At 47.6% G+C, this 21,734-nt stretch carries 19 protein-coding genes, 5 tRNA genes, 2 pseudogenes and 1 riboswitch; of the genes and pseudogenes, 14 read left to right on the forward strand and 12 right to left on the reverse strand.

Annotation, left to right across the window (positions count from 1 at the left end):
- Nucleotides 1-9: 9 nt before the first annotated feature.
- From pduE to pduA, 5 genes are read right to left on the reverse strand one after another with little or no spacing between them, the layout of a single operon-like run.
- Nucleotides 10-528, reverse strand: coding sequence for a propanediol dehydratase small subunit PduE (gene pduE, locus LG381_RS13280; protein ID WP_001090588.1), 519 nt, complete (start codon nt 526-528; stop codon nt 10-12).
- Between the two features lie 14 nt (nt 529-542).
- On the reverse strand, nt 543-1,199 hold the full coding sequence (locus LG381_RS13285) for a propanediol/glycerol family dehydratase medium subunit (protein ID WP_225762526.1): 657 nt from the start codon (nt 1,197-1,199) through the stop codon (nt 543-545).
- Between the two features lie 9 nt (nt 1,200-1,208).
- The gene (gene pduC, locus LG381_RS13290) at nt 1,209-2,873 is read right to left on the reverse strand and encodes a propanediol dehydratase large subunit PduC (protein ID WP_001256909.1); all 1,665 of its coding nucleotides are present in this window, start codon (nt 2,871-2,873) and stop codon (nt 1,209-1,211) included.
- Between the two features lie 18 nt (nt 2,874-2,891).
- Entirely contained in the window at nt 2,892-3,704 is an 813-nt protein-coding gene (gene pduB / locus LG381_RS13295; RefSeq protein ID WP_000098932.1) for a propanediol utilization microcompartment protein PduB, read from the reverse strand.
- Nucleotides 3,701-3,985, reverse strand: coding sequence for a propanediol utilization microcompartment protein PduA (gene pduA, locus LG381_RS13300; RefSeq protein ID WP_113441948.1), 285 nt, complete (start codon nt 3,983-3,985; stop codon nt 3,701-3,703). The genes pduB and pduA overlap by 4 nt, the downstream gene beginning before the upstream one ends.
- A 510-nt stretch (nt 3,986-4,495) precedes the next feature.
- Between pduA and pduF the strand changes: the two genes are divergently transcribed.
- The 7 genes from pduF to ldtA all read left to right on the forward strand — a co-directional run bounded on the left by pduF (nt 4,496) and on the right by ldtA (nt 10,835).
- On the forward strand, nt 4,496-5,305 hold the full coding sequence (gene pduF / locus LG381_RS13305; protein ID WP_225762527.1) for a propanediol diffusion facilitator PduF: 810 nt from the start codon (nt 4,496-4,498) through the stop codon (nt 5,303-5,305).
- A gap of 202 nt (nt 5,306-5,507) precedes the next feature.
- A complete protein-coding gene (pocR, locus tag LG381_RS13310) occupies nt 5,508-6,422 on the forward strand; it encodes a regulatory protein PocR (protein WP_000622042.1) in 915 nt (304 codons plus the stop codon).
- Between the two features lie 88 nt (nt 6,423-6,510).
- Nucleotides 6,511-6,686: riboswitch (cobalamin riboswitch) on the forward strand.
- A gap of 217 nt (nt 6,687-6,903) precedes the next feature.
- Nucleotides 6,904-7,338, forward strand: a complete 435-nt coding sequence (locus LG381_RS13315; RefSeq protein ID WP_032225592.1) for a hypothetical protein — start codon at nt 6,904-6,906, stop codon at nt 7,336-7,338.
- A gap of 123 nt (nt 7,339-7,461) precedes the next feature.
- Nucleotides 7,462-8,007 carry a bifunctional adenosylcobinamide kinase/adenosylcobinamide-phosphate guanylyltransferase gene (gene cobU / locus LG381_RS13320; RefSeq protein ID WP_000973181.1) on the forward strand — a complete coding sequence of 182 codons (546 nt, stop codon included), beginning with the start codon at nt 7,462-7,464 and terminating at the stop codon, nt 8,005-8,007.
- Nucleotides 8,004-8,747, forward strand: coding sequence for an adenosylcobinamide-GDP ribazoletransferase (cobS, locus tag LG381_RS13325; RefSeq protein WP_225762528.1), 744 nt, complete (start codon nt 8,004-8,006; stop codon nt 8,745-8,747). Before cobU ends, cobS begins: the two co-directional genes overlap by 4 nt.
- Nucleotides 8,748-8,758: 11 nt before the next feature.
- Nucleotides 8,759-9,838, forward strand: coding sequence for a nicotinate-nucleotide--dimethylbenzimidazole phosphoribosyltransferase (cobT, locus tag LG381_RS13330; RefSeq protein WP_001193769.1), 1,080 nt, complete (start codon nt 8,759-8,761; stop codon nt 9,836-9,838).
- A gap of 61 nt (nt 9,839-9,899) precedes the next feature.
- Nucleotides 9,900-10,835, forward strand: a complete 936-nt coding sequence (gene ldtA / locus LG381_RS13335; protein WP_000986313.1) for a L,D-transpeptidase — start codon at nt 9,900-9,902, stop codon at nt 10,833-10,835.
- Between the two features lie 55 nt (nt 10,836-10,890).
- Here the strand turns inward: ldtA and LG381_RS13340 are convergent.
- A tRNA-Asn gene (locus LG381_RS13340) sits at nt 10,891-10,966 on the reverse strand.
- 326 nt (nt 10,967-11,292) lie between these two features.
- Here LG381_RS13340 and nac point away from each other — a divergent pair.
- Nucleotides 11,293-12,210: a nitrogen assimilation transcriptional regulator NAC gene (gene nac, locus LG381_RS13345; RefSeq protein WP_024165186.1), complete on the forward strand. Its 918-nt coding sequence runs from the start codon at nt 11,293-11,295 to the stop codon at nt 12,208-12,210.
- A 100-nt stretch (nt 12,211-12,310) separates the two neighbouring features.
- The gene (gene cbl / locus LG381_RS13350; protein ID WP_225762529.1) at nt 12,311-13,261 is read left to right on the forward strand and encodes an HTH-type transcriptional regulator Cbl; all 951 of its coding nucleotides are present in this window, start codon (nt 12,311-12,313) and stop codon (nt 13,259-13,261) included.
- Between the two features lie 36 nt (nt 13,262-13,297).
- Here cbl and LG381_RS13355 read toward each other — a convergent pair.
- Nucleotides 13,298-13,373, reverse strand: a tRNA-Asn gene (locus LG381_RS13355).
- A gap of 160 nt (nt 13,374-13,533) precedes the next feature.
- Here LG381_RS13355 and yeeO point away from each other — a divergent pair.
- Complete coding sequence (yeeO, locus tag LG381_RS13360; protein WP_300980030.1) at nt 13,534-15,021, forward strand: toxic metabolite efflux MATE transporter YeeO; 1,488 nt, start codon at nt 13,534-13,536, stop codon at nt 15,019-15,021.
- 100 nt (nt 15,022-15,121) lie between these two features.
- Nucleotides 15,122-15,197, forward strand: a tRNA-Asn gene (locus LG381_RS13365).
- 91 nt (nt 15,198-15,288) lie between these two features.
- Here LG381_RS13365 and amn read toward each other — a convergent pair.
- The 3 genes from amn to LG381_RS13380 all read right to left on the reverse strand — a co-directional run bounded on the left by amn (nt 15,289) and on the right by LG381_RS13380 (nt 18,594).
- On the reverse strand, nt 15,289-16,743 hold the full coding sequence (gene amn, locus LG381_RS13370) for an AMP nucleosidase (RefSeq protein WP_001060211.1): 1,455 nt from the start codon (nt 16,741-16,743) through the stop codon (nt 15,289-15,291).
- Between the two features lie 101 nt (nt 16,744-16,844).
- Entirely contained in the window at nt 16,845-18,161 is a 1,317-nt protein-coding gene (gene shiA, locus LG381_RS13375; protein WP_225762530.1) for a shikimate transporter, read from the reverse strand.
- Nucleotides 18,162-18,504: 343 nt separating this feature from the next.
- Nucleotides 18,505-18,594: transfer RNA gene (locus LG381_RS13380), tRNA-Ser, on the reverse strand.
- Nucleotides 18,595-18,687: 93 nt separating this feature from the next.
- Here LG381_RS13380 and mtfA point away from each other — a divergent pair.
- Both mtfA and LG381_RS13390 read left to right on the forward strand, forming a co-directional pair.
- Nucleotides 18,688-19,485 carry a DgsA anti-repressor MtfA gene (mtfA, locus tag LG381_RS13385; RefSeq protein WP_024165184.1) on the forward strand — a complete coding sequence of 266 codons (798 nt, stop codon included), beginning with the start codon at nt 18,688-18,690 and terminating at the stop codon, nt 19,483-19,485.
- Nucleotides 19,486-19,585: 100 nt separating this feature from the next.
- Nucleotides 19,586-19,661: transfer RNA gene (locus LG381_RS13390), tRNA-Asn, on the forward strand.
- 95 nt (nt 19,662-19,756) lie between these two features.
- Here LG381_RS13390 and LG381_RS13395 read toward each other — a convergent pair.
- Nucleotides 19,757-19,924 (reverse strand): annotated as a pseudogene (locus tag LG381_RS13395) (lipopolysaccharide heptosyltransferase family protein); the annotation flags it as partial.
- A gap of 59 nt (nt 19,925-19,983) precedes the next feature.
- Here LG381_RS13395 and LG381_RS13400 point away from each other — a divergent pair.
- A protein-coding gene (locus LG381_RS13400; protein ID WP_095033700.1) for an IS1-like element IS1B family transposase occupies nt 19,984-20,681 on the forward strand; the annotation gives its coding sequence in 2 pieces (ribosomal slippage) (nt 19,984-20,233 and nt 20,233-20,681; 699 coding nt in all).
- 2 nt (nt 20,682-20,683) lie between these two features.
- Here the strand turns inward: LG381_RS13400 and LG381_RS13405 are convergent.
- Nucleotides 20,684-21,592 (reverse strand): annotated as a pseudogene (locus tag LG381_RS13405) (glycosyltransferase family 9 protein); the annotation flags it as partial.
- Nucleotides 21,593-21,734: the final 142 nt, after the last annotated feature.

Genomic DNA, 21,734 nt, shown 5'->3' on the forward strand with positions numbered 1-21,734 from the left:
AGTTCGCCCTTAATCGTCGCCTTTCAGTTTTTTACGCTCGACATAGAGTTCCGCAGCTTCACGGACAAAAGCGGCACAAATTCTGGCCTGATAACAACGCTCAAGATCGTCGGCAATGGCAATGAGTTCTTGCTTAGTCGAACGATAAGGGCGTAACGCATTGTAGATTTCGAGGATGCGATCATCCGGCACTGAGGTAAGCTCGGCGGCGCGTTCAAAATTCATCGCCAGGCGATCGCGTCCAGCATCTCTGGCAATTGCGGCCTGAATGCGCAACGTTTCCGGGGTTATGCGCATGTCCTGGGCGGTGACTTTATCGCTGAGTACATTTTCCAGGGTGAAATCGTCGAGCGTTTTATTCGTCGCCGTTTTGACCCATTCTGGATGTTTATTTGCCAGCGGGTAATCACTCACTTTGGCGTTCAGTGTTGATGAGTGGGATGGCGCAGAGACAGGAGCTGTATCCTGGAGACTGTTCATTCGGTTCAACACGTCCCTGACCATCGACTCAATTGCATCGGTATTCATGAAGGTTTCCTTTGTTAAAACGTCACGCGCAGTTCTTGCGGTTTTTTGCCAGTGACCACGTACTTAGTCTCTTTGATATGTAAGATGGCGGACTTGGCCTGGTATTTCGGCCGCGCCATTTGATCGTTGAGGGTCGGAACAGGTTGTGGAGACTCGCGCTTCGCATAACGCGCGGCGTTTTTGCCAATCTGGCGATAAGTTTCCAGCGTCAACAAAGGTGCTTGCGGGAAAAGTTCCAGGTTAGACAAAGGGGGAAGCCCCAGCTGGTGGATAACTGTGGTGCCTTTTGACTGAATACCAATAGCAATGCCGGAACCGCTAAGACGATCGCCTTCAACCGCCACGAAGGCAACATCAGACGATTTAAAGCAGCGAATCACACGGGCTTTAACACCTTCTTCTTCGATACCGGCAATCACTTCGCGCAATATGTTTTTATGCGGAATACCGATGATATTGACGGTTTGCGCCAGGCCAAACGCCGGGCCTACAGCGATAATAACTTCATCTTGCTGAGTGCCTTGTTGGGCTTCGCCAATTTCGGTCAGAAAACTTTCGCTATCCGGTGCGGAAGAGACCGGTGCGCGAAATGAAACGGACTTATCGCTGGTTTGCATTTCTGCCAGCACGTCTTCGATTATCTGACGTAGTAATTTTTCGTTAATTTCCATTTCTCACCCTTAGTCAATATCGTTGGGATCAAGTGCACCGGGAATATTTTTGATCTCTTCCCAGCGTTCCCCTTGCAGGCGATAACCTGTAGCCGGTCCGGCGTAATCATTGACGTCATTGACCGCAGAGCGCACTTGTCCGTCATCGACGATAATGGCGGAGGTATGGAGATAGTCGCCGGTCAGTTTTGCTTTTTGCATGTTGAGCATGTCCTGGGCGACATCGGTAAAACCGGCTTGCGCCAGGGCTTTCACCACTTCCAGGCTGTTACGGTTTTTATTGATAATTTCCTGGGCGAACTTGATGTCTTCCACGATGTTGCGCTCTGGCATATCTTTCGAACCGTGGGCATAGGTTGCCGCTTCGACCTCTTCATCGGTGATAGGGGGTAATCCCATACCGGCAAAAACAGCCTGTAAAGCGCGTGCGGCTTTATTGCGGATAGCGATAACATCTTCTTCGCGCACTGGTCGCAGGCCACCATCAACCTTGAGGTCACGTTGAATGACGTTGTAATCATCGAAGTCTTCGGCATCTTCGTTTGAACCAGCAAACATGTTGTCGTAGTTCGGCACAGCGGAAAAACCGGAAGAGATAAAGTCGGTGCCTGGCAGAAACTGCATCAGAAAACGTGCGGTACGGCGCATATCTGAGTGGGTAAAGGTCTGGTCATTACTGGAGGCGCATTCCAGATCCAGTGATGAACAAATTAAGTTTTCCGCCAGCACTGCGCGGATGCCTGACGGCACTGCCGATGGAACGCCGATGCAGCTTACGGAACCGTTCTGTAGACCCTGAACACCTGCGGCTTTGGTGATGTAAATGCAACGAGCCTCAAGGTAAAGCATTGATTTACCTTCCGCATAGCCCATCTGCACTTCAGAGCCGGAGCCGGAAGTAAAGCGCATTTTTAAGCCGCGAGAAGCATAAGATGACGCGAGAAATCCTTTTGACCACGGTGTATCGTCGCCGTCGGTGAAAACAGGTTCCGTGCCGTAGACAGAAATCGTTTCGGCGTAGCAGGTATGGCCTAACATACCGAGTTTCAGTTCGGTGGCTTCCTCCAGTGAACACTGGGTCAACACGCCCGGGCGTCCTACCTGTGAACCGACCAGAAGAGCGATGGCGTTGAACGGTGCATAGCGAGCAACGGCAACGGTGGTTTCCTGTTCGTCAAATCCGCGCCATGCGCCTTCAGCCGCGTCGGCAGCAATTTGTACCGGATTGTCTTTGATGTTGGTGACGTGAGCCTGTTGCGATGGTGTTCGACGAGCGCGCATTTTCTGCATCGCCATCATCATCTCTACCACGTTCATCTGTGAAACCACTTCGACGATTTTGGCGGGCGTCATCGCAGTGGTCAGGGGAACAATATCGCTACGTTTGACATTTGGATCGCACAACATATTGGCAAGTTTAACCGAATCCATTGCGATGACTTCTTCGGCGCGCGCGAGATTGATACCGTAGCGGGCGATAAAATGGTCGATCAGGTCAAACTGGCTGGCAGGTTTCCCATCCAGTTCGGTGACGACGCCGTTAACAATTTTGATTGACGGTTTAGGATCGTTCGGGCTTTCCATCGCAATGAAGCCTTCTTCAATCCACTCTTTAACGAAACCGTCCTGGTTGACCGGGCGTTTTGCCAGTGCTTCAAATCTTTTCGATCTCATGAATCTGCCTCAGGGAATTCAGATGTAGGAAGGGCGATCGTTTTTCGGTGTATCGCCGAGAGTCGAAAGTACGGTTTTACCGATTTCGCGTGCGGAGATGACCGCCTGACGGACTGCGCCGGAGTCTCCTGAGATAATCAGGATGACCTCATTGCTAAAGCTGGTGCCATGAGCCGGGGAGCTGTATGCCACGACATCCACATTGGCGGACTTCAGGGCGGTATCGGCCATCAGAACACCCACAGCGGCAGGAGCGCCGACAATAACGCCGCAAGCGCGACCCAGTGGTGCGCCAAACGCTTTTTCCAGTGCATAGCTGGCGCGGGCGGTATATTGCAGTTCCAGATGTCCGGCTTCGTTGGCATAGACATCACCAAAGGTTCTGTCGAGTTCTTTTAGAGCAACTTCAATACCGCGTTTCACGTCGGAAACATCGTTGCCACCTAAAAGGATTAACGAGCCGTGTCCGGCACCGCCTTTAGTATCGCGAGGAAGTTCAATGCTAATAACTTCGGTGTTGGTGGCTTTTACGGCTTCATCAGCGGCCATAATGTGTGGCCCTGCACCAATACGTGCGCCCAGAATGCCAATGGAGCGATAGCGTTTTTCAAGTTTCATCGCGTCCAATAGGGCGCTATCAACGTTTGCAATGACCAGACCTACAGTGTCGCCAATAGCGGTGCCAACAAATTCCGTTAACGTGCAGCTTTTTTCTGCCATAGCCGTCTCTCGTGTTTGATGATTGGTTTCCGGGAGAACCTCATGCTTCGGTGTCGCTACGCGTGCGATGACCTGCGCCATGATCTGTTCGACCAGTTCACTGCTGCTCATGGGTTAATTCCCTTTGGTAAGATTTTTTCGACATCGGTATGTGGGCGGGGGATAACGTGTACGGCTTTCACTTCGCCGACATTACGCGCAGCGATGGCACCTGCATCTGTTGCCGCTTTAACCGCCCCGACATCACCACGAACGATGACGGTCACCAGCCCGGAACCAATTTTTTCGTAGCCGACCAGCAATACATTTGCCGACTTCACCATGGCGTCTGCGGCCTCTATGGCGGCAGTTAATCCTTTGGTTTCTACCATTCCTAACGCTTCTTGTTGCATAAAGACCTCGCCTGGATTTTTTGACGATATGACTATAAAAAAAAGCGAGGAAAAAGAATGGCTGACTTAATCGCTAATGAGAAAAATTAATAGAGGTCAAATATTATAAAATTGCTTTCAGAGATTATATGTTATTCATTTATTGGTTGTTTTTGACGTGGTTTAATGTGAATTAATTGCATTGGGGACGGTGTTTTAATTTGAAATAATACTTCGTCGAGTTTGGTTTTCTGAAATTAACTGTGATATTTGTTTAAATTTTATTATGCAGGCATGGCAATTTTTTATTGTATCAGATTGGCGATATATATAACGCCAATAGTGATGATTGCTGTAGTGAATGCTATAGCAATGACAATAATTTGCTATAGCAACACTATTTTTCCACGAATCTGACATGCATGTTGGCAATATTTTTTTCCGCGCAATTTTTATAGTTGCGTTCGATATACACAACAATCAGCGCATTGTTGGCTGATAAAGAAAAAACTCTGTGAAAAAGGTGTCAGTATGAATGATTCACTCAAGGCGCAATGCGTTGCCGAGTTTTTGGGCACCGGACTGTTCCTCTTTTTTGGCATTGGTTGTTTGTGTGCCCTAAAACTTGCCGGTGCAAGCCTGGGACTGTGGGAAATTTGTATTATTTGGGGGTTAGGTATTTCACTTGCTGTTTACCTTACGGCAGGCATTTCCGGTGCCCATCTTAACCCGGCGGTTACTATTGCTCTGTGGTTGTTTGCCGCTTTTCCTGGTCGTAAAGTGCTGCCATTTTGTGTGGCGCAATTAGCGGGAGCCTTTGGTGGCGCAGTTCTGGCATATTTTTTATACAGCAATTTGTTTGCCGATTTTGAATCTGCTCACAATATGGTTCGTGGTAGTGCAGAAAGTTTACAACTCGCCAGTATCTTCAGTACTTACCCGGCAGCAGCGATAAATGTATGGCAGGCTGCCTTGGTTGAAGTGGTCATAACGTCCATGTTAATGGGGTTGATTATGGCGTTGACCGATGACGGCAATGGCGTACCCAAAGGGCCGCTTGCGCCTTTACTTATTGGTATTCTGGTTGCTGTTATTGGTGCTTCTACCGGACCATTAACCGGTTTTGCCATGAATCCAGCGCGTGATTTTGGACCAAAAATTTTCACCTGGCTTGCTGGTTGGGGAGAAATTGCGATGACTGGCGGACGTAATATTCCTTATTTCATTGTACCCATTATTGCTCCGGTCATTGGAGCCTGTGCTGGCGCGGCGATTTATCGCTTTCTTATTGCACAAAATTTACCTGTCAATAGTGTTACGCCTAAAGAGAACAGCGAATAGTGAAATAGCCTGGCAGTTATAAACGTTTATTTTTTTAGTGTTTGTGATCTGCTTTCCGAACTTATTAAAAAGTCTCCCGCTTCATGGAGGCTTTTGTTATTGTCCGTTTTGCTTCTCGTCAGTAAATCATTAAGGATGATGTGAAGATTAAATGTAAAACAATTGTTTTACCATAACAATAAATTAACTGGGAGGTTTTATCATGATTTCTGCGGCGACACTTAATTCAGAACTCATTAATAAAATCGCACAGGATTTTGCGCAGGCGACTAGTCTTGCGGTTGTCGTGGTCAATATCCACGGTGATGAAATCTCCGAGCTGTTTAACTTCACTCCATTTTGTCAGATGATGCGCCAACACCCTCAGCTTAGCACTCGCTGTCGCATGAGCGATCGTTGTGGTGGTCTGGAAGCCTCTAAATCAGATCAGCCTTGTATTTACCGCTGTCATGCAGGGTTAACTGATTTCTCTATTCCTCTGGTGATTGCCGGGCATTTAGTCGGCTTTGTGTTGTGTGGACAAGTTCGCCTGCGTAATGATGATGTTGATTTGATCAATATTCTGAATGTCGATGATTGTTGGCAAGCCGACCCAGAACTACTTAATGAATTTCGCAAAGTTCCTGAGATGGATTACTCGAGAGTTATGGCCTCTGCTGATTTATTGAAGTTGATTGTGGAAAATTGCCTCAAAAAGCAACTCAATTTTGTCGTTATTAAAGAGAATAAACCTCATTCGGGTTCAGTTCGTCAGACCCGTGCGCCTAATCCCCATGATAATAAAATGAAAAAAGCATTGCGCTATATCGATGCACATTTGTCAGACGATTTGCGTCTGGAAGATGTTGCCTCGCATGTTTATCTAAGCCCTTATTATTTCAGTAAGTTGTTTAAGAAATATCATGGGATTGGTTTTAATGCGTGGGTAAACCAACAACGAATGGCCAGCGCGCGTGAGCTGCTGTGCCATAGTGACTGGAGTATCGCCAGTATCGCGCGTAATTTAGGCTTCTCACAAACCAGTTATTTCTGCAAAGTTTTTCGCCAGACGTATCAGGTGACTCCGCAGGTTTATCGTCAGCAAATTAGTGAAAATGTAGCAGCGGAAACAGCATAAATTTAATGTGGAAAATGAGGGATGATTAAATAGACGCTGGCAATATTAATTAACGTTATTTACGTGTTATGGGATAAGTGAGATCAGCTCATAACATACGCTGACAGGTTCGGCACATTTGTGCCTGGGAAGAGGGTGAGAATCCCTCGCAGCCCCCGCTGCTGTAATGCTGACAACCCCGAAAATACCACTGATCGCGAGATTGGGAAGGCCGGGGAAGGATGATGCGAAGCCAGAAGACCAGCCTGTCAGTCAATACCAACAACTTCGGTGGGAAGTGGGGTGTCCGGAAGCGCCCGGTTGAGTATTGGCGCGTCTTTATACCCCTACCACCCTGAGAGGATCAGGGTATGGCGGCATCATTTAGTTCCTTCATTGTAGTGCCGACAGGCACCTGGGCTGCTCTCAATGCGCGGCAATCGTTTTTCATGGTATATCAGCCTGACCGTCATTACAGGAAACGAAGCGGAGGACGGGGGATATGAAAACGATAAAACCCGAATCGATAGCCCTTTTTTGCCTCTCCTCTGGCGATATTAATCTGGCGAAATATCTGGCTGAAATGTTGCCAATGACCTGTTTTGTTGGTGAGGACTGGCAGCAAGGTTTCTTGCCTTTTAAAGGTGGGGCTGTTCAATCGTTATCAGACGCGTATACCGATTATTCAGTGCTGTTATTGATTGCTGAAAACAGGGTCTCCATACCAGAAAATTTCTCTCATCCTGATGGCGCGACGGTAATCGTAATCACACGGCATAATGCCCGTTTGCTGGCTGGTTCGGCTGGTGGTGCAGTAGCATTAATCCATTATCTGAATGAAATATGTCAACGCAGTGAAAATATTGCCAATGACGCATTCTGCCAGAAGTTTACACAGGGAAATCGGACTATTTCACAACACCGCCTTCGTTCGTAATGGATTGAGAACACTGGATTTTTATTTTCATTACGCGCAGTATTAATTGCGGAAATGTTATTACGATCAGCAACGATGGTTCTGGTCAATGAATACCATCATACAATTGAACCAGGAGTCCGTATGATGATTTTGGTGACAGGTGGTGCACGGAGCGGGAAGAGTCGGCACGCCGAGGCGCTTATTGGGGATACTCCACAGGTTCTGTATATCGCCACTTCGCAAATCCTTGATGATGAGATGGCGGCACGGATTGAGCATCATCGGCAGGGGCGTCCGGCGCATTGGCACACGGTGGAACGCTGGCAGCAGCTTGATGAGTTAATTAATGCAGACATTAATCCGCAGAACGCTGTGTTGCTGGAATGCATTACGACAATGGTGACTAATCTGTTGTTTGATTATGGCGGCGATAAAGATCCTGAAGGATGGGATTATGTGGCGATGGAGCAAGCGATAAATGGCGAGATTCAGTTGTTGATTGCTGCCTGTCAACGTTGCCCTGCAAAGGTCGTATTAGTGACCAATGAAGTGGGAATGGGTATTGTGCCGGAGAATCGTCTGGCGCGACATTTTCGTGATATTGCCGGGCGAGTGAATCAGCAACTGGCCGCTGCGGCAGATGAAGTATGGCTGGTGGTTTCGGGTATTGGAGTAAAAATCAAATGAGTAAATTATTTTGGGCGATGCTCTCTTTCATTACGCGTCTGCCTGTACCGCGTCGTTGGTCCCAGGGGCTGGATTTCGAACATTATTCTCGCGGTATCATTACTTTTCCCTTAATTGGGTTATTGCTTGGTGCGATTAGTGGGCTGGTCTTCATGGTGTTGCAGGTATGGTGTGGTGTACCACTGGCGGCACTATTTAGCGTGCTGGTTCTGGCGCTGATGACAGGGGGATTCCACCTGGACGGTCTGGCAGATACCTGTGATGGTGTATTTTCTGCACGTAGCCGAGATCGTATGTTGGAAATCATGCGTGATAGCCGTTTAGGCACCCACGGCGGTCTGGCATTGATTTTTGTTGTGCTGGGAAAGATTTTGATTTTGAGCGAACTGGCTCTGCGTGGTGAGCCTATCCTGGCATCGCTGGCTGCAGCATGTGCTGTCAGCCGTGGTACTGCCGCATTATTGATGTATCGTCATCATTATGCTCGGGAAGAAGGGCTTGGCAATGTGTTCATTGGCAAAATTGATGGGCGACAAACCTGCGTCACACTAGGCTTAGCCGTAATTTTTGCTGCTGTATTACTGCCTGGTATGCATGGTGTGGCTGCTATGGTGGTGACGATGGTGGCAATTTTCGTCCTCGGTCAGCTTTTCAAACGTACTCTGGGCGGGCAAACCGGCGATACGCTGGGAGCTGCCATAGAGCTTGGTGAGCTGGTCTTTCTGCTGGCGCTGCTATAAAGAGACGCAACATGCAAACACTTGCCGATTTACTGAATACGATCCCGGCCATCGATCATGCTGCTATGTCGCGCGCACAACGGCATATTGACGGGTTACTCAAACCCGTCGGTAGTCTGGGAAGGCTGGAGGCGCTTGCCGTACAACTGGCAGGAATGCCGGGGCTGAATGGTGTTCCTCATGTGGGTAAAAAAGCGGTAGTGGTTATGTGTGCCGATCACGGCGTCTGGGATGAGGGTGTCGCTATTTCCCCGAAAGCGGTGACAGCCATTCAGGCTGAAAATATGACACGCGGAACAACCGGCGTGTGTGTTCTGGCAGCACAGGCGGGGGCTAAAGTTCATGTAATTGATGTAGGGATAGATACTGCGGAGCCAATACCCGGACTTATCAACATGCGTGTCGCTCGAGGTAGCGGCAATATAGCTTCAGGTCCTGCAATGAGCCGCTGTCAGGTTGAAGAGTTGCTTCTGGAAGTCATTCGTTATACGCGTGAACTGGCGAAAAATGGCGTCACGTTGTTTGGCGTGGGTGAGCTGGGAATGGCAAACACGACGCCGGCTGCGGCGATAGTCAGCACAATTACTGGACGCGATCCCGAAGAAGTGGTTGGTATTGGCGCAAATCTGCCGACAGATAAACTGGCAAACAAAGTTGATGTTGTTCGTCGGGCAATTACGTTGAATCAACCGAATCCGCTGGATGGTGTTGATGTACTGGCAAAAGTTGGTGGATTTGATTTGGTCGGAATGGCTGGCGTGATCTCAGGAGCCGCTTCCTGTGGTTTACCCGTGTTGTTGGATGGCTTTCTTTCTTATGCCGCCGCGCTTGCTGCGTGCCAGATGTCACCTGCAATCAAACCGTATCTTATTCCTTCCCATTTGTCGGCAGAAAAAGGGGCGCGTATTGCGTTGGCACATTTGGAGCTGGAGCCGTATATCAATATGGAAATGCGTTTAGGTGAGGGGAGTGGTGCGGCGCTGGCGATACCCATCATCGAAGCTGCTTGCGCGATATACAACAACATGGGCGAACTTGCTGCCAGCAACATTATTCTACCGGGGAATACAACTTCTGAATTGAACAGCTAAAAACGAAAAGTCTGATAAAAGCTATACTTATCGGATGGCTTTCGCGACTTAGGAAAGGGATATGATGCGTCGTGTAAATATTCTTTGTTCATTTGCTCTGCTTTTTGCCAGTCATAATAGCCTGGCGGTAACTTATCCATTACCCCCAGAGGGGAGTCGTTTAGTGGGGCAGCAACTTACAGTAACGGTTCCCGATCACAATACCCAGCCGCTGGAAACTTTTGCCGCGCAGTACGGACAAGGGCTGAGTAATATGCTGGAAGCGAATCCGGGGGCTGATGTTTTCTTGCCGAAGTCTGGTTCGCAGCTCACCATTCCGCAGCAACTGATTTTACCCGCCACTGTGCGAAAAGGAATTGTGGTTAATGTCGCCGAGATGCGTCTGTATTACTACCCACCAGACAGTAATACTGTGGAAGTGTTTCCTATTGGTATTGGTCAGGCTGGACGAGAAACCCCGCGTAATTGGGTGACAGCCGTCGAGCGTAAACAAGAAGCACCAACCTGGACGCCAACCCCTAACACTCGTCGTGAATATGCAAAGCGTGGGGAGAGTCTGCCTGCATTTGTCCCAGCCGGACCCGATAATCCTATGGGGTTGTACGCTATTTATATCGGCAGGTTATATGCCATTCACGGTACTAATGCCAATTTTGGGATTGGCCTACGGGTAAGTCAGGGTTGTATTCGTCTGCGCAATGACGATATCAAATATCTGTTTGATAATGTTCCGGTAGGGACGCGCGTGCAACTTATTGATCAGCCAGTGAAATACACAACGGAGCCGGATGGTTCAAAGTGGCTGGAAGTTCATGAGCCGCTGTCGCGCAATCGTGCAGAATATGAGTCCGACCGAAAAGTGCCATTGCCGGTGACGCCTTCCTTGCGGGCGTTTATCAACGGGCAAGAAGTTGATGTGAATCGCGCGAATGCTGCGTTGCAACGTCGATCGGGAATGCCGGTACAAATTAACTCTGGCTCAAAGCAGATGTTTTAAAATAGCTGTTGTATAAAAAGCAAAAAGCCTGCTCTAAAGCAGGCTTTTTTGAATTTGGCTCCTCTGACTGGACTCGAACCAGTGACATACGGATTAACAGTCCGCCGTTCTACCGACTGAACTACAGAGGAATCGTGAGAACGGGGCGCATATTAATGGCAGTACATGACGATGTCAAAGGGGGAAATGCATTTTTTTGTTCGTTTGCTGCCAATTTCAACAAAATGATGAACTTTCAATCTTTTTAATCATGTTCCATCGTGGTGCATGACATCCTTTCATGGGGCAGGGAATGCTTCTCCTGGCTTAAAGAGCCAATGACGAAACAATCATAATCTCTTATTTGACGGGCGATTAGCTTTCGTATCAACGCCAAAACGAAACTGGCAAGTATCTTGCAATCTGGTTGTTAGTAATGTCGGCACTCGGGCTGACGCTTAAAAAAACCGGAGGCACCATGAACTTTAGACGCTTGAAATACTTCGTCAAAATTGTAGATATTGGTAGCCTGACTCAGGCTGCTGAAGTATTGCATATAGCACAGCCTGCGCTCAGTCAGCAGGTTGCCACGCTGGAAGGTGAGCTAAATCAGCAACTTTTGATTCGCACAAAACGTGGCGTTACGCCGACAGACGCCGGAAAAATTCTCTATACCCATGCGCGGGCAATTTTACGTCAGTGTGAACAGGCCCAACTGGCGGTGCATAATGTAGGTCAGACATTGTCAGGTCAAGTCTCGATTGGCTTTGCGCCAGGAACCGCAGCGTCATCTATCACCATGCCTTTATTACAGGCGGTACGCACTGAATTTCCGGAGGTCGTTATCTATCTCCATGAAAATAGCGGTGCTGTGCTTAACGAAAAACTTATAAACAACCAGCTTGATATGGCGGTGGTTTATGAGCATTCCCCTGTGTCTGGTGTATCCAGTCAGACTTTGTTAAAAGAGGATCTGTATCTTGTCGGAACTCAGGATTGCCCAGGGCAAAGCGTTGATGTTAATGCGATAGCGCAAATGAACCTCTTCCTTCCCAGCGATTACAGTGTAGTAAGACTTCGTGTTGATGAAGCTTTTTCCCTGCGCCGGCTTACAGCGAAAGTCATCGGTGAAATTGAGTCTATCGCTACGCTTACCGCTGCGATTGCCAGCGGTATAGGCGTTGCAGTATTACCTGAATCGGCCGCACGTTCGTTATGTGCCGCAGTTAACGGTTGGATGTCACGTATTACCACGCCTTCAATGAATCTCTCGTTGTCATTAAACTTACCCGCCAGATCAGTTTTATCGCCACAGGCGCAGGCAGTGAAAGAGCTGTTATTGTCAGTGATTAGTTCTCCAGCCATGGAAAAAAGACAATGGCAATTGGTGAGCTAAACGTTATACCTGGATGGAATAAGATGCGGGTTTTTATTATTTGTTATGCCGGGCATTAGACTCTAACAATAATGGATGTCTGATATGCCCGGAGTTTACCGTGAATTTCCAACAACTAAAGATAATCCGCGAAGCTGCCCGTCAGGATTACAATCTGACAGAGGTCGCGAATATGCTCTTTACCTCACAGTCAGGTGTCAGCCGTCATATTCGAGAGCTGGAGGATGAACTTGGTATCGAAATATTCGTTCGTCGTGGCAAGCGGCTGCTTGGCATGACTGAACCGGGCAAAGCATTACTGGTCATTGCAGAACGTATTCTGAATGAAGCCAGTAATGTTCGACGGCTTGCAGACCTGTTTACCAACGACACATCTGGCGTACTCACTATTGCAACGACGCATACTCAGGCTCGTTACAGCTTGCCTGGGGTCATTAAAGCCTTTCGCGAACTTTTCCCCGAAGTGCGACTCGAGCTTATCCAGGGGACGCCGCAGGAAATTGCGACTCTGCTACAAAACGGCGGAGCTGATATTGGCATAGCCAGTGAGCGTTTGAGCAATGATCCCCAACTCGTCGCTTTCCCCTGGTTTCGTTGGCACCATAGTTTGCTCGTTCCTGTCGATCATCCCTTAACACAAATTACGCCATTGACGCTGGAATCAATAGCGAAGTGGCCGTTGATCACTTACCGACAGGGAATTACGGGGCGCTCACGTATTGATGACGCCTTTGTCCGCAAAGGTTTGCTGGCAGATATTGTATTAAGTGCGCAGGATTCTGATGTCATCAAAACCTATGTCGCCCTCGGTTTGGGGATAGGATTAGTTGCCGAACAATCCAGCGGTGAGCAAGAGGAAGAGAATTTAATTCGTCTGGATACGCGGCATCTTTTCGATGCTAATACTGTCTGGTTGGGACTCAAGCGAGGACAACTTCAGCGTAACTATGTCTGGCGTTTTCTGGAATTGTGCAATGCTGGATTGTCGGTTGAGGATATGAAGCGGCAGGTGATGGAAAATAGTGAAGAGGAAATTGATTATCAAATATAGCGAAAAGCCCGCTATTAAAGCGGGCTTTTCAAAATTTGGCTCCTCTGACTGGACTCGAACCAGTGACATACGGATTAACAGTCCGCCGTTCTACCGACTGAACTACAGAGGAATCGCTGTTGAGGCACATCTTAACGGCGAAAAATCATTTGTCAAACCTGTTTTTTAAATTCATCAACCGTTTGCCGTTTCTATCAACAGTTTGTTGCATTTGCAGACAATTTGTCGGCGAAAATCTTTGCAGCTTTTCTGATTCTCCCTCATTATTTGAAATGTGGTTTCACTTTCTGCAATTAAGGTCGGCTTTGAATATCCCCTCAGCTTTACGCCAGGTTGTTCGCCACACTCGCTGGCACTCAAAACGTAAGAGTTACAACGTGTTGTTCTGGCGCGAAATAACTCCGCTTGCTGTTCCTATCTTTATGGAGAATGCCTGTGTCCTGTTGATGGGCGTGCTGAGCACTTTTCTGGTCAGTTGGCTGGGAAAAGATGCAATGGCGGGCGTTGGGTTGGCGGACAGCTTCAACATGGTCATTATGGCCTTTTTCGCAGCTATCGATCTTGGTACTACTGTCGTTGTGGCATTTAGTCTCGGTAAACGTGATCGACGGCGAGCCAGAGTAGCAACGCGGCAATCATTGGTGATCATGACGTTATTTGCCGTGCTGTTGGCAATTCTCATTCATCATTTTGGCGAACAAATTATCGATTTTGTTGCAGGTGATGCCACGACAGAGGTTAAAGCACTGGCGTTGACTTATCTGGAACTGACGGTGCTCAGTTATCCAGCCGCTGCCATCACCTTGATTGGCAGTGGGGCACTTCGTGGCGCCGGGAATACGAAAATACCGCTACTTATAAATGGTAGCATGAATATTTTTAATATTATTATTAGCGGTATATTGATTTACGGGCTTTTCTCCTGGCAGGGGCTGGGGTTTGTTGGCGCAGGGCTAGGATTAACTATTTCCCGTTATATTGGCGCAATTGCAATTTTGTGGGTACTGGCGATTGGCTTTAATCCTGCGCTACGAATCTCGTTAAAAAGCTATTTTAAGCCATTGAATTTCAGCATTATTTGGGAAGTTATGGGGATTGGTATTCCCGCGAGCGTTGAATCAGTATTGTTTACCAGTGGTCGGTTATTAACACAAATGTTTGTTGCTGGTATGGGAACCAGCGTTATTGCCGGAAATTTTATCGCTTTTTCGATTGCGGCTCTTATCAATTTACCAGGGAGTGCGCTCGGTTCTGCTTCTACAATAATTACTGGTCGAAGGCTGGGAGTAGGGCAGATAGCGCAAGCAGAAATACAGTTGAGGCATGTTTTCTGGTTGTCCACCCTTGGGTTAACGGCGATAGCCTGGTTAACGGCTCCCTTTGCCGGGGTTATGGCGTCATTTTATACCCAGGATCCCCAGGTTAAACACGTGGTTGTGATTCTTATTTGGCTAAATGCTTTGTTTATGCCTATTTGGTCGGCCTCATGGGTATTACCTGCTGGTTTTAAAGGTGCTCGTGATGCCCGCTACGCTATGTGGGTATCTATGTTGAGTATGTGGGGATGCCGAGTGGTAGTAGGTTATGCGCTGGGAATTATGCTTGGCTGGGGCGTGGTTGGCGTTTGGATGGGGATGTTTGCTGACTGGGCCGTGCGTGCTGCGTTGTTTTACTGGCGGATGGTGACCGGGCGCTGGCTATGGAAATATCCTCGCCCTGAACATGAAAAGTGTGAAAAAAAGGCAGTTGTGTCGGAATAAACGACAAAACGCAGAATATTTCAGCAAACGATTTCAAAATTAAAAAACAGGCTTTGACAATGTAGATGGGCATCGTTAATATTCGCCCCGTTCTCACGATTCCTCTGTAGTTCAGTCGGTAGAACGGCGGACTGTTAATCCGTATGTCACTGGTTCGAGTCCAGTCAGAGGAGCCAAATTATGAAAAGCCCGCTTTTATAGCGGGCTTTTTGCTTTTTACTTATAAAATCCTTCACATCTTTTCTTGATGCAAAGGATCTTCGCTCATTATCGGAACGGCGGCTCATTAAAGGTGCGCAGTTTACGGGAATGCAGTCGATCGCCTTCCGCGCGCAGTAAATCAATTGCCCGGATGCCAATCTGCAAGTGTTCGGAAATCGCACCTTCATAAAAACGGTTAGCCTGGCCGGGAAGTTTAATCTCACCATGCAATGGCTTATCTGAAACACACAGTAGCGTCCCGTATGGCACGCGGAAACGGTATCCTTGTGCTGCAATGGTTGCACTTTCCATATCAATCGCTACGGCCCGACTTAAGTTAAAACGAAGTGCAGAAGCCGAGTAACGCAATTCCCAGTTCCTGTCATCAGTAGTTACCACAGTGCCAGTACGTAGCCGCTGTTTAACTTCCTCACCCGGCCTGCCGCTGACGAGTTTGGTGGCGTCATAAAGCGCGCGTTGCACTTCAGCAATGCTCGGAATAGGAATATCGGGGGGGAGAACCGCATCAAGAACGTGGTCATCGCGTAAATAAGCATGTGCAAGTACATAATCACCAATGGACTGGCTTTCACGTAATCCACCGCAGTGACCAATCATCAGCCAGACATCCGGGCGTAGCACCGCCAGATGATCGCAGATGGTTTTAGCATTTGATGGCCCCACACCAATATTTACCAGAGTAATACCCTGGCCATCGGCAGTGATTAAATGCCATGCTGGCATCTGGTGTTTTTTCCATGCGAGATCAGAAATCGCTTCTTCAGGTGCTTCTGTTTCGGCGGTGATCCATATCCCTCCAGCACAGGAAAGAGCAATGTAGGGACTATCAGGATCGAGGATCTGGCTGCACCCCCAACGAACGAATTCATCCACATAACGTGTGTAGTTGGTAAACAAAACGAACGGCTGAAAATGTTCGACTGGCGTGCCGGTATAATGGCGTAACCGCGCGAGGGAAAAATCGACCCGGCGCGCATCAAAATGCGATAGCGGAGAAAATTCCGTTGGATGATAAATGCCGTCTGCAGTTTCATCGCCAATTTGCGCCAGTTCTGTTGTCGGGAAGTAACGAGTTAGCCCGGCGCTCATCGAACGATCAAGTGTCAGTTCAGAGCCATCGATGACATAGGGATAGGGGATTTCATGCTGCGAGGGTTGCACGGAGATGTGCGCACCATAATCTTGATACAGTAACGTTAGTTGTTCATTGAGATACGAACGAAAGAGAGCAGGGCGGGTAATAGTGGTGGTATAGCTGCCAGCGTGAGTAAAACGTCCAAATGCGCGTGTTTTGGGAGGATTTGTGGCGCAGCCATCCCAGGTCACGGTCAATGATGGATAGACAAAAAGACCTTGTTTGCGGGCGTTTTCATCAGGTAATTCGCCACTTTTAATATATTTTCCAATGGCATTGCGTAAAGCGACTACAGATTGCTCATACAGCGCGTCAAGTTTATCCAGTGCCTGAGCTGGGGTCAGACCGGAGCCCTTATTATTCATGTGTGTCTCCTGTTCCATACAATTACCGCACATCCGATAGTATGTCACAGGAATGTGAAACAAAAGTGTAAGGCGAAGATCGAATGATCTTCGCCAGACCATCAGATGCGTTGATTGTCTTTCATCAACAAAGCGGTCATTGCGGAAATCAGGCATCCAGCCAGCAAATAAATGGCGACGCTATGCCAGTCCCCGGAAAAATAAGTAATAAGAGCGGCGGCAATAAAAGGGGTAAATCCTCCACCTACCACACTGGCAACTTGATATCCGACCCCAGCGCCGCTGTAGCGATAACTGGCACCAAACATCTCTGTGAACATCGGTTGTTGCACACAAACCACCATGTCATGCGCAATATTCGCCAGCATAATTGAGAAGAAGACTATCCAGAAAATGGATTGAGCCTCGAGCGCCATGAAGAAAGGAAACGCGCTTAAGGTTCCGATAACTGCGCCAGTGATATAAACCCTGCGGCGACCAAAACGATCGGCAAGCCAGGCAAAACAGGGAATTGTCAGGCAGCTTAACCCTCCCACCAGCAAACCAATATTCAGGAATAATTCGCGTGGCAGACCCATATTCTGGGTTGAGTAGTTAAGCGCAAAGGCGGTAACGATATACATCGTCAGCAACTCGCACAGTCGCAGCGCAATAATCTTCAGAAAAGCCGCTGGATGTAGTAACAGTGCCTGGATAACAGGGATTCGCTTTTTCACAGCCGCTTGATTATGTTGCTGTTGCTCAAATTCAGCGGATTCCTCCATACCATTACGCACCCACAATGCCCCCAACACCAGTACGGTGCTAAACAGGAAAGGAATGCGCCAGCCCCAGCTCAAAAACTGCTCGTCAGTCGTCATCATACTAATCAGAGAAACCAGTCCAGTTGAAAGCAGTAACCCTACACCGTAGCCAACTTGTACACCGCTACTGTAAAAGGCTTTTTTATTTTTCGGCGCGCTTTCAACGGACAGCAATGCTGCGCCTCCCCATTCTCCGCCGACGGCAAATCCCTGAATAGCACGCAGCGTCACCAGTAAAATCGGTGCCCACCAGCCAATAGTCGAGAATGAAGGAAGAATACCAATCAATGCTGTTGCGATCCCCATCATCCAGACAGTCAGCATCAACATGCGCTTACGCCCCAGGCGGTCGCCAAAATGGCCGAAAATGACACCTCCAAGTGGACGGAAAAGGAATCCGACGCCAAAAGTGGCAAATGCTGCGAGAGTTCCCATTGCCGGGCTCACTTGTGGGAAAAACTCTCGATTAAATACCAGTGCTGCAGTAATGCCATAGAGTAAAAAATCGTACCAGTCGACGACGGCACCGGCAAAACTGCCTAATGCAGCTCGTCGGGCGCGACTTAACGAAAGCGTTCCTTCATCGGGACGCGTGGAGATGAGCGTGGAGTCCATAGTGTTCCTGTCTGTACTGTCTTTTTATAATTAGTATGGAAAAAGGTCACTCACATTGCCGTCAATCTATAAACGAACCTTATGAGACTACCGCGACAGAGAGCATCTGCAAATATTTTTATACCTGAAAATGAGCATGGAGGGCGGATAGGGTCTACTGTAATGTGCTGGAAACGAACAAAATTGTGGATTCAGGTGCGTATTAGAAAATCAAAAGACAGAGAAATGTGATCGCTAAGGTAGCACTGGCTACTTGCTGGCGTTATTTTTGCAGATGAATTTTTCGAATTTTCTCAATGAGATTTGTGTCACTGACACGGGGTGGGCTAATTGCTTGAATGATTGGCGGAGAGAGGGGGATTTGAACCCCCGGTAGAGTTGCCCCTACTCCGGTTTTCGAGACCGGTCCGTTCAGCCGCTCCGGCATCTCTCCGTTCAGATTGTTGCAATGATGCCAGGAAATTTGGCATTTTAACAGTCCCTGTCCGTGCAATTTTGTTCAAGTGACGAGTTTGCGAGCAAAACGATGATTAAGTGGCCCTGGAAAGTACAAGAAACCGTTCATGATGATGCAATTCCGTGGAAGGAAGCTCTGTCGATACCTCTTTTGACAAGTTTGACTGAGCAGGAGCAAAACAAATTAGTCACTCTTGCTGGACGTTTTTTGCAACAAAAACGGTTGGTTCCTTTACAAGGGGTTGAACTTGACGCTTTGAAAAGCGGTCGTATCGCCTTGCTGTTTTGTTTACCTGTTATGGAACTGGGGCTGGAATGGCTGGATGGTTTCCATGAAGTGTTAATTTATCCAGCACCATTTGTGGTAGACGATGAATGGGAAGACGATATAGGACTGGTACATAATCAACGCATCGTTCAGTCAGGTCAAAGCTGGCAGCAAGGCCCCATCGTACTGAATTGGCTCGATATACAGGATTCCTTCGATGCCTCTGGGTTTAATCTGATCATCCACGAAGTTGCACATAAACTGGACACCCGGAACGGCGATCGCGCCAGTGGTGTCCCCTTTATTCCTTTACGTGAAGTCGCGGGCTGGGAACACGATCTTCACGCGGCGATGAATAACATTCAGGACGAAATTGAATTAGTGGGCGAAAATGCCTCCAGCATTGATGCTTATGCCGCCAGTGACCCAGCAGAATGTTTTGCCGTGCTTTCCGAATACTTTTTTAGTGCCCCGGAGCTTTTTGCTCCTCGTTTCCCCTCTCTGTGGCAACGTTTCTGCCAATTTTATCAGCAGGAACCGCTGCAAAGACTGCGAAATGCGAATGAACGAGGCACATATTCAGCACCAGATGTTCATTAAATATCAATTTTGTTGCTTAATTAACCGATTGAAATAACGTGTGAATTTTAGTGTTGACACTCGCAGTGTCACTCAGTAATATTCGCCTCGTTCTCACGATTCCTCTGTAGTTCAGTCGGTAGAACGGCGGACTGTTAATCCGTATGTCACTGGTTCGAGTCCAGTCAGAGGAGCCAAATTTTGAAAAGCCTGCTTTCGAGCAGGCTTTTTGCTTTTCGATGTTAGCCATAACCGGGCCCGTATCTAACCTCCCTTAAATCTGATAACTACATCAGGGCTGAATTTTTGCGATAATTCTTTTTATCGTATTTCTGAACTCATCCAGATTGATGTGATCAATATTTTTCCCTACCACAATCGTCTCTGAAATATCTGCCATAGCAGGCCAGCGTGTTTTATAATCGGCATATACTGCGATGACAGGAACATTATAAGCACTTGTCGGTGATGCTGCCAACTTACTGATTTAGTGTATGATGGTGTTTTTGAGGTTCTCCAGTGGCTTCTGTTTCTATCAGCTGTCCCTCCTGTTCAGCTACTGACGGGGTGGTGCGTAACGGCAAAAGCACCGCCGGACATCAGCGCTATCTCTGCTCTCACTGCCGTAAAACATGGCAACTGCAGTTCACTTACACCGCTTCTCAACCCGGTACGCACCAGAAAATCATTGATATGGCCATGAATGGCGTTGGATGCCGGGCAACCGCCCGCATTATGGGCGTTGGCCTCAACACGATTTTCCGCCATTTAAAAAACTCAGGCCGCAGTCGGTAACCTCGCGCATACAGCCGGGCAGTGACGTCATCGTCTGCGCGGAAATGGACGAACAGTGGGGCTATGTCGGGGCTAAATCGCGCCAGCGCTGGCTGTTTTACGCGTATGACAGGCTCCGGAAGACGGTTGTTGCGCACGTATTCGGTGAACGCACTATGGCGACGCTGGGGCGTCTTATGAGCCTGCTGTCACCCTTTGACGTGGTGATATGGATGACGGATGGCTGGCCGCTGTATGAATCCCGCCTGAAGGGAAAGCTGCACGTAATCAGCAAGCGATATACGCAGCGAATTGAGCGGCATAACCTGAATCTGAGGCAGCACCTGGCACGGCTGGGACGGAAGTCGCTGTCGTTCTCAAAATCGGTGGAGCTGCATGACAAAGTCATCGGGCATTATCTGAACATAAAACACTATCAGTAAGTTGGAGTCATTACCGCACTTGTCATATGTAAAACAGAAGTATCAGGTGTTATTGCGAGAAAAGCATCTTTTATGACGGCGGCAGAACGTGGTATTGAAGGTGACAATGATAAATGATAGACATTGTCAAAACACTGCGTTAGTTCTATTGCTTTTTCAGTACCATTCGGGCCATGAACAATGACAATTGGCATATTTATTTCATTTTTAATTATAGCTATTAGTTTTTGAGCTATTGAGCCTGAAAAAGTTCGCTCCTGAACACTACCATCAAGATTAAGAGCAATATATGCGCCCAATGAGGTAAGTTCATAACGTACCTCGTTTATTACCTCTTTGTTGATCGGCAGTTCAAATAAGGGGCGGACAGGCGGGAAACCAGCCTCTCGCATCATGAATGCCCATGTCATTGGTACTGGCGCCCGAAGAGACTGGTCCATTTTCGACGCCGATTTACATAAGGAGGAATAACATTTCATTGTTAAACCCACCACTTGTAAATTGGTTTTGGCTTTTAAATAACTTATGAACAGCATTGTCTTCAGGTTTTTCTTGCGCATAGCTTCAATGCAGAGATCCGGTGTACCGTATTGATCTCTTATACTTTGCGCCAGACTTTTTATTTCTCTAAAGCTGGCATGATCCTGCATTGTCATACTGACTAATGTTAATTTAGTCTCTTTAAGACAAAGCAAATCAAAAACAGATTTATTAATTGTGGATGCGACAATTAATAAATGTTTTATTTTATGTGATTCCAGCGATCTAATTATGGGGTAAATGGCCATTGCATCACCAATTTGGTCGGGGATGTGAATGACCACAAATTCAGTATTTGCAATATTGATATTTGCACATGAATAATCATAATAACTGAATGCAATGCGTCTAAAAATTGACACTAACGACATTTCCAACCTCGCTTCCCTACTGGTTAAAACGTGATGGAGTTTATCAGAGATAGTCGTTTTCTAAAATCGCTAAAAAGCGAGATAATACATAATTTATTTCTATTATTAATTTTTAATTATTCAATTAAATTATGTTTGTATC

Source organism: Escherichia sp. Marseille-Q3837 (assembly GCF_916618735.1).
Taxonomy (GTDB): Bacteria; Pseudomonadota; Gammaproteobacteria; order Enterobacterales; family Enterobacteriaceae; genus Escherichia; species Escherichia ruysiae.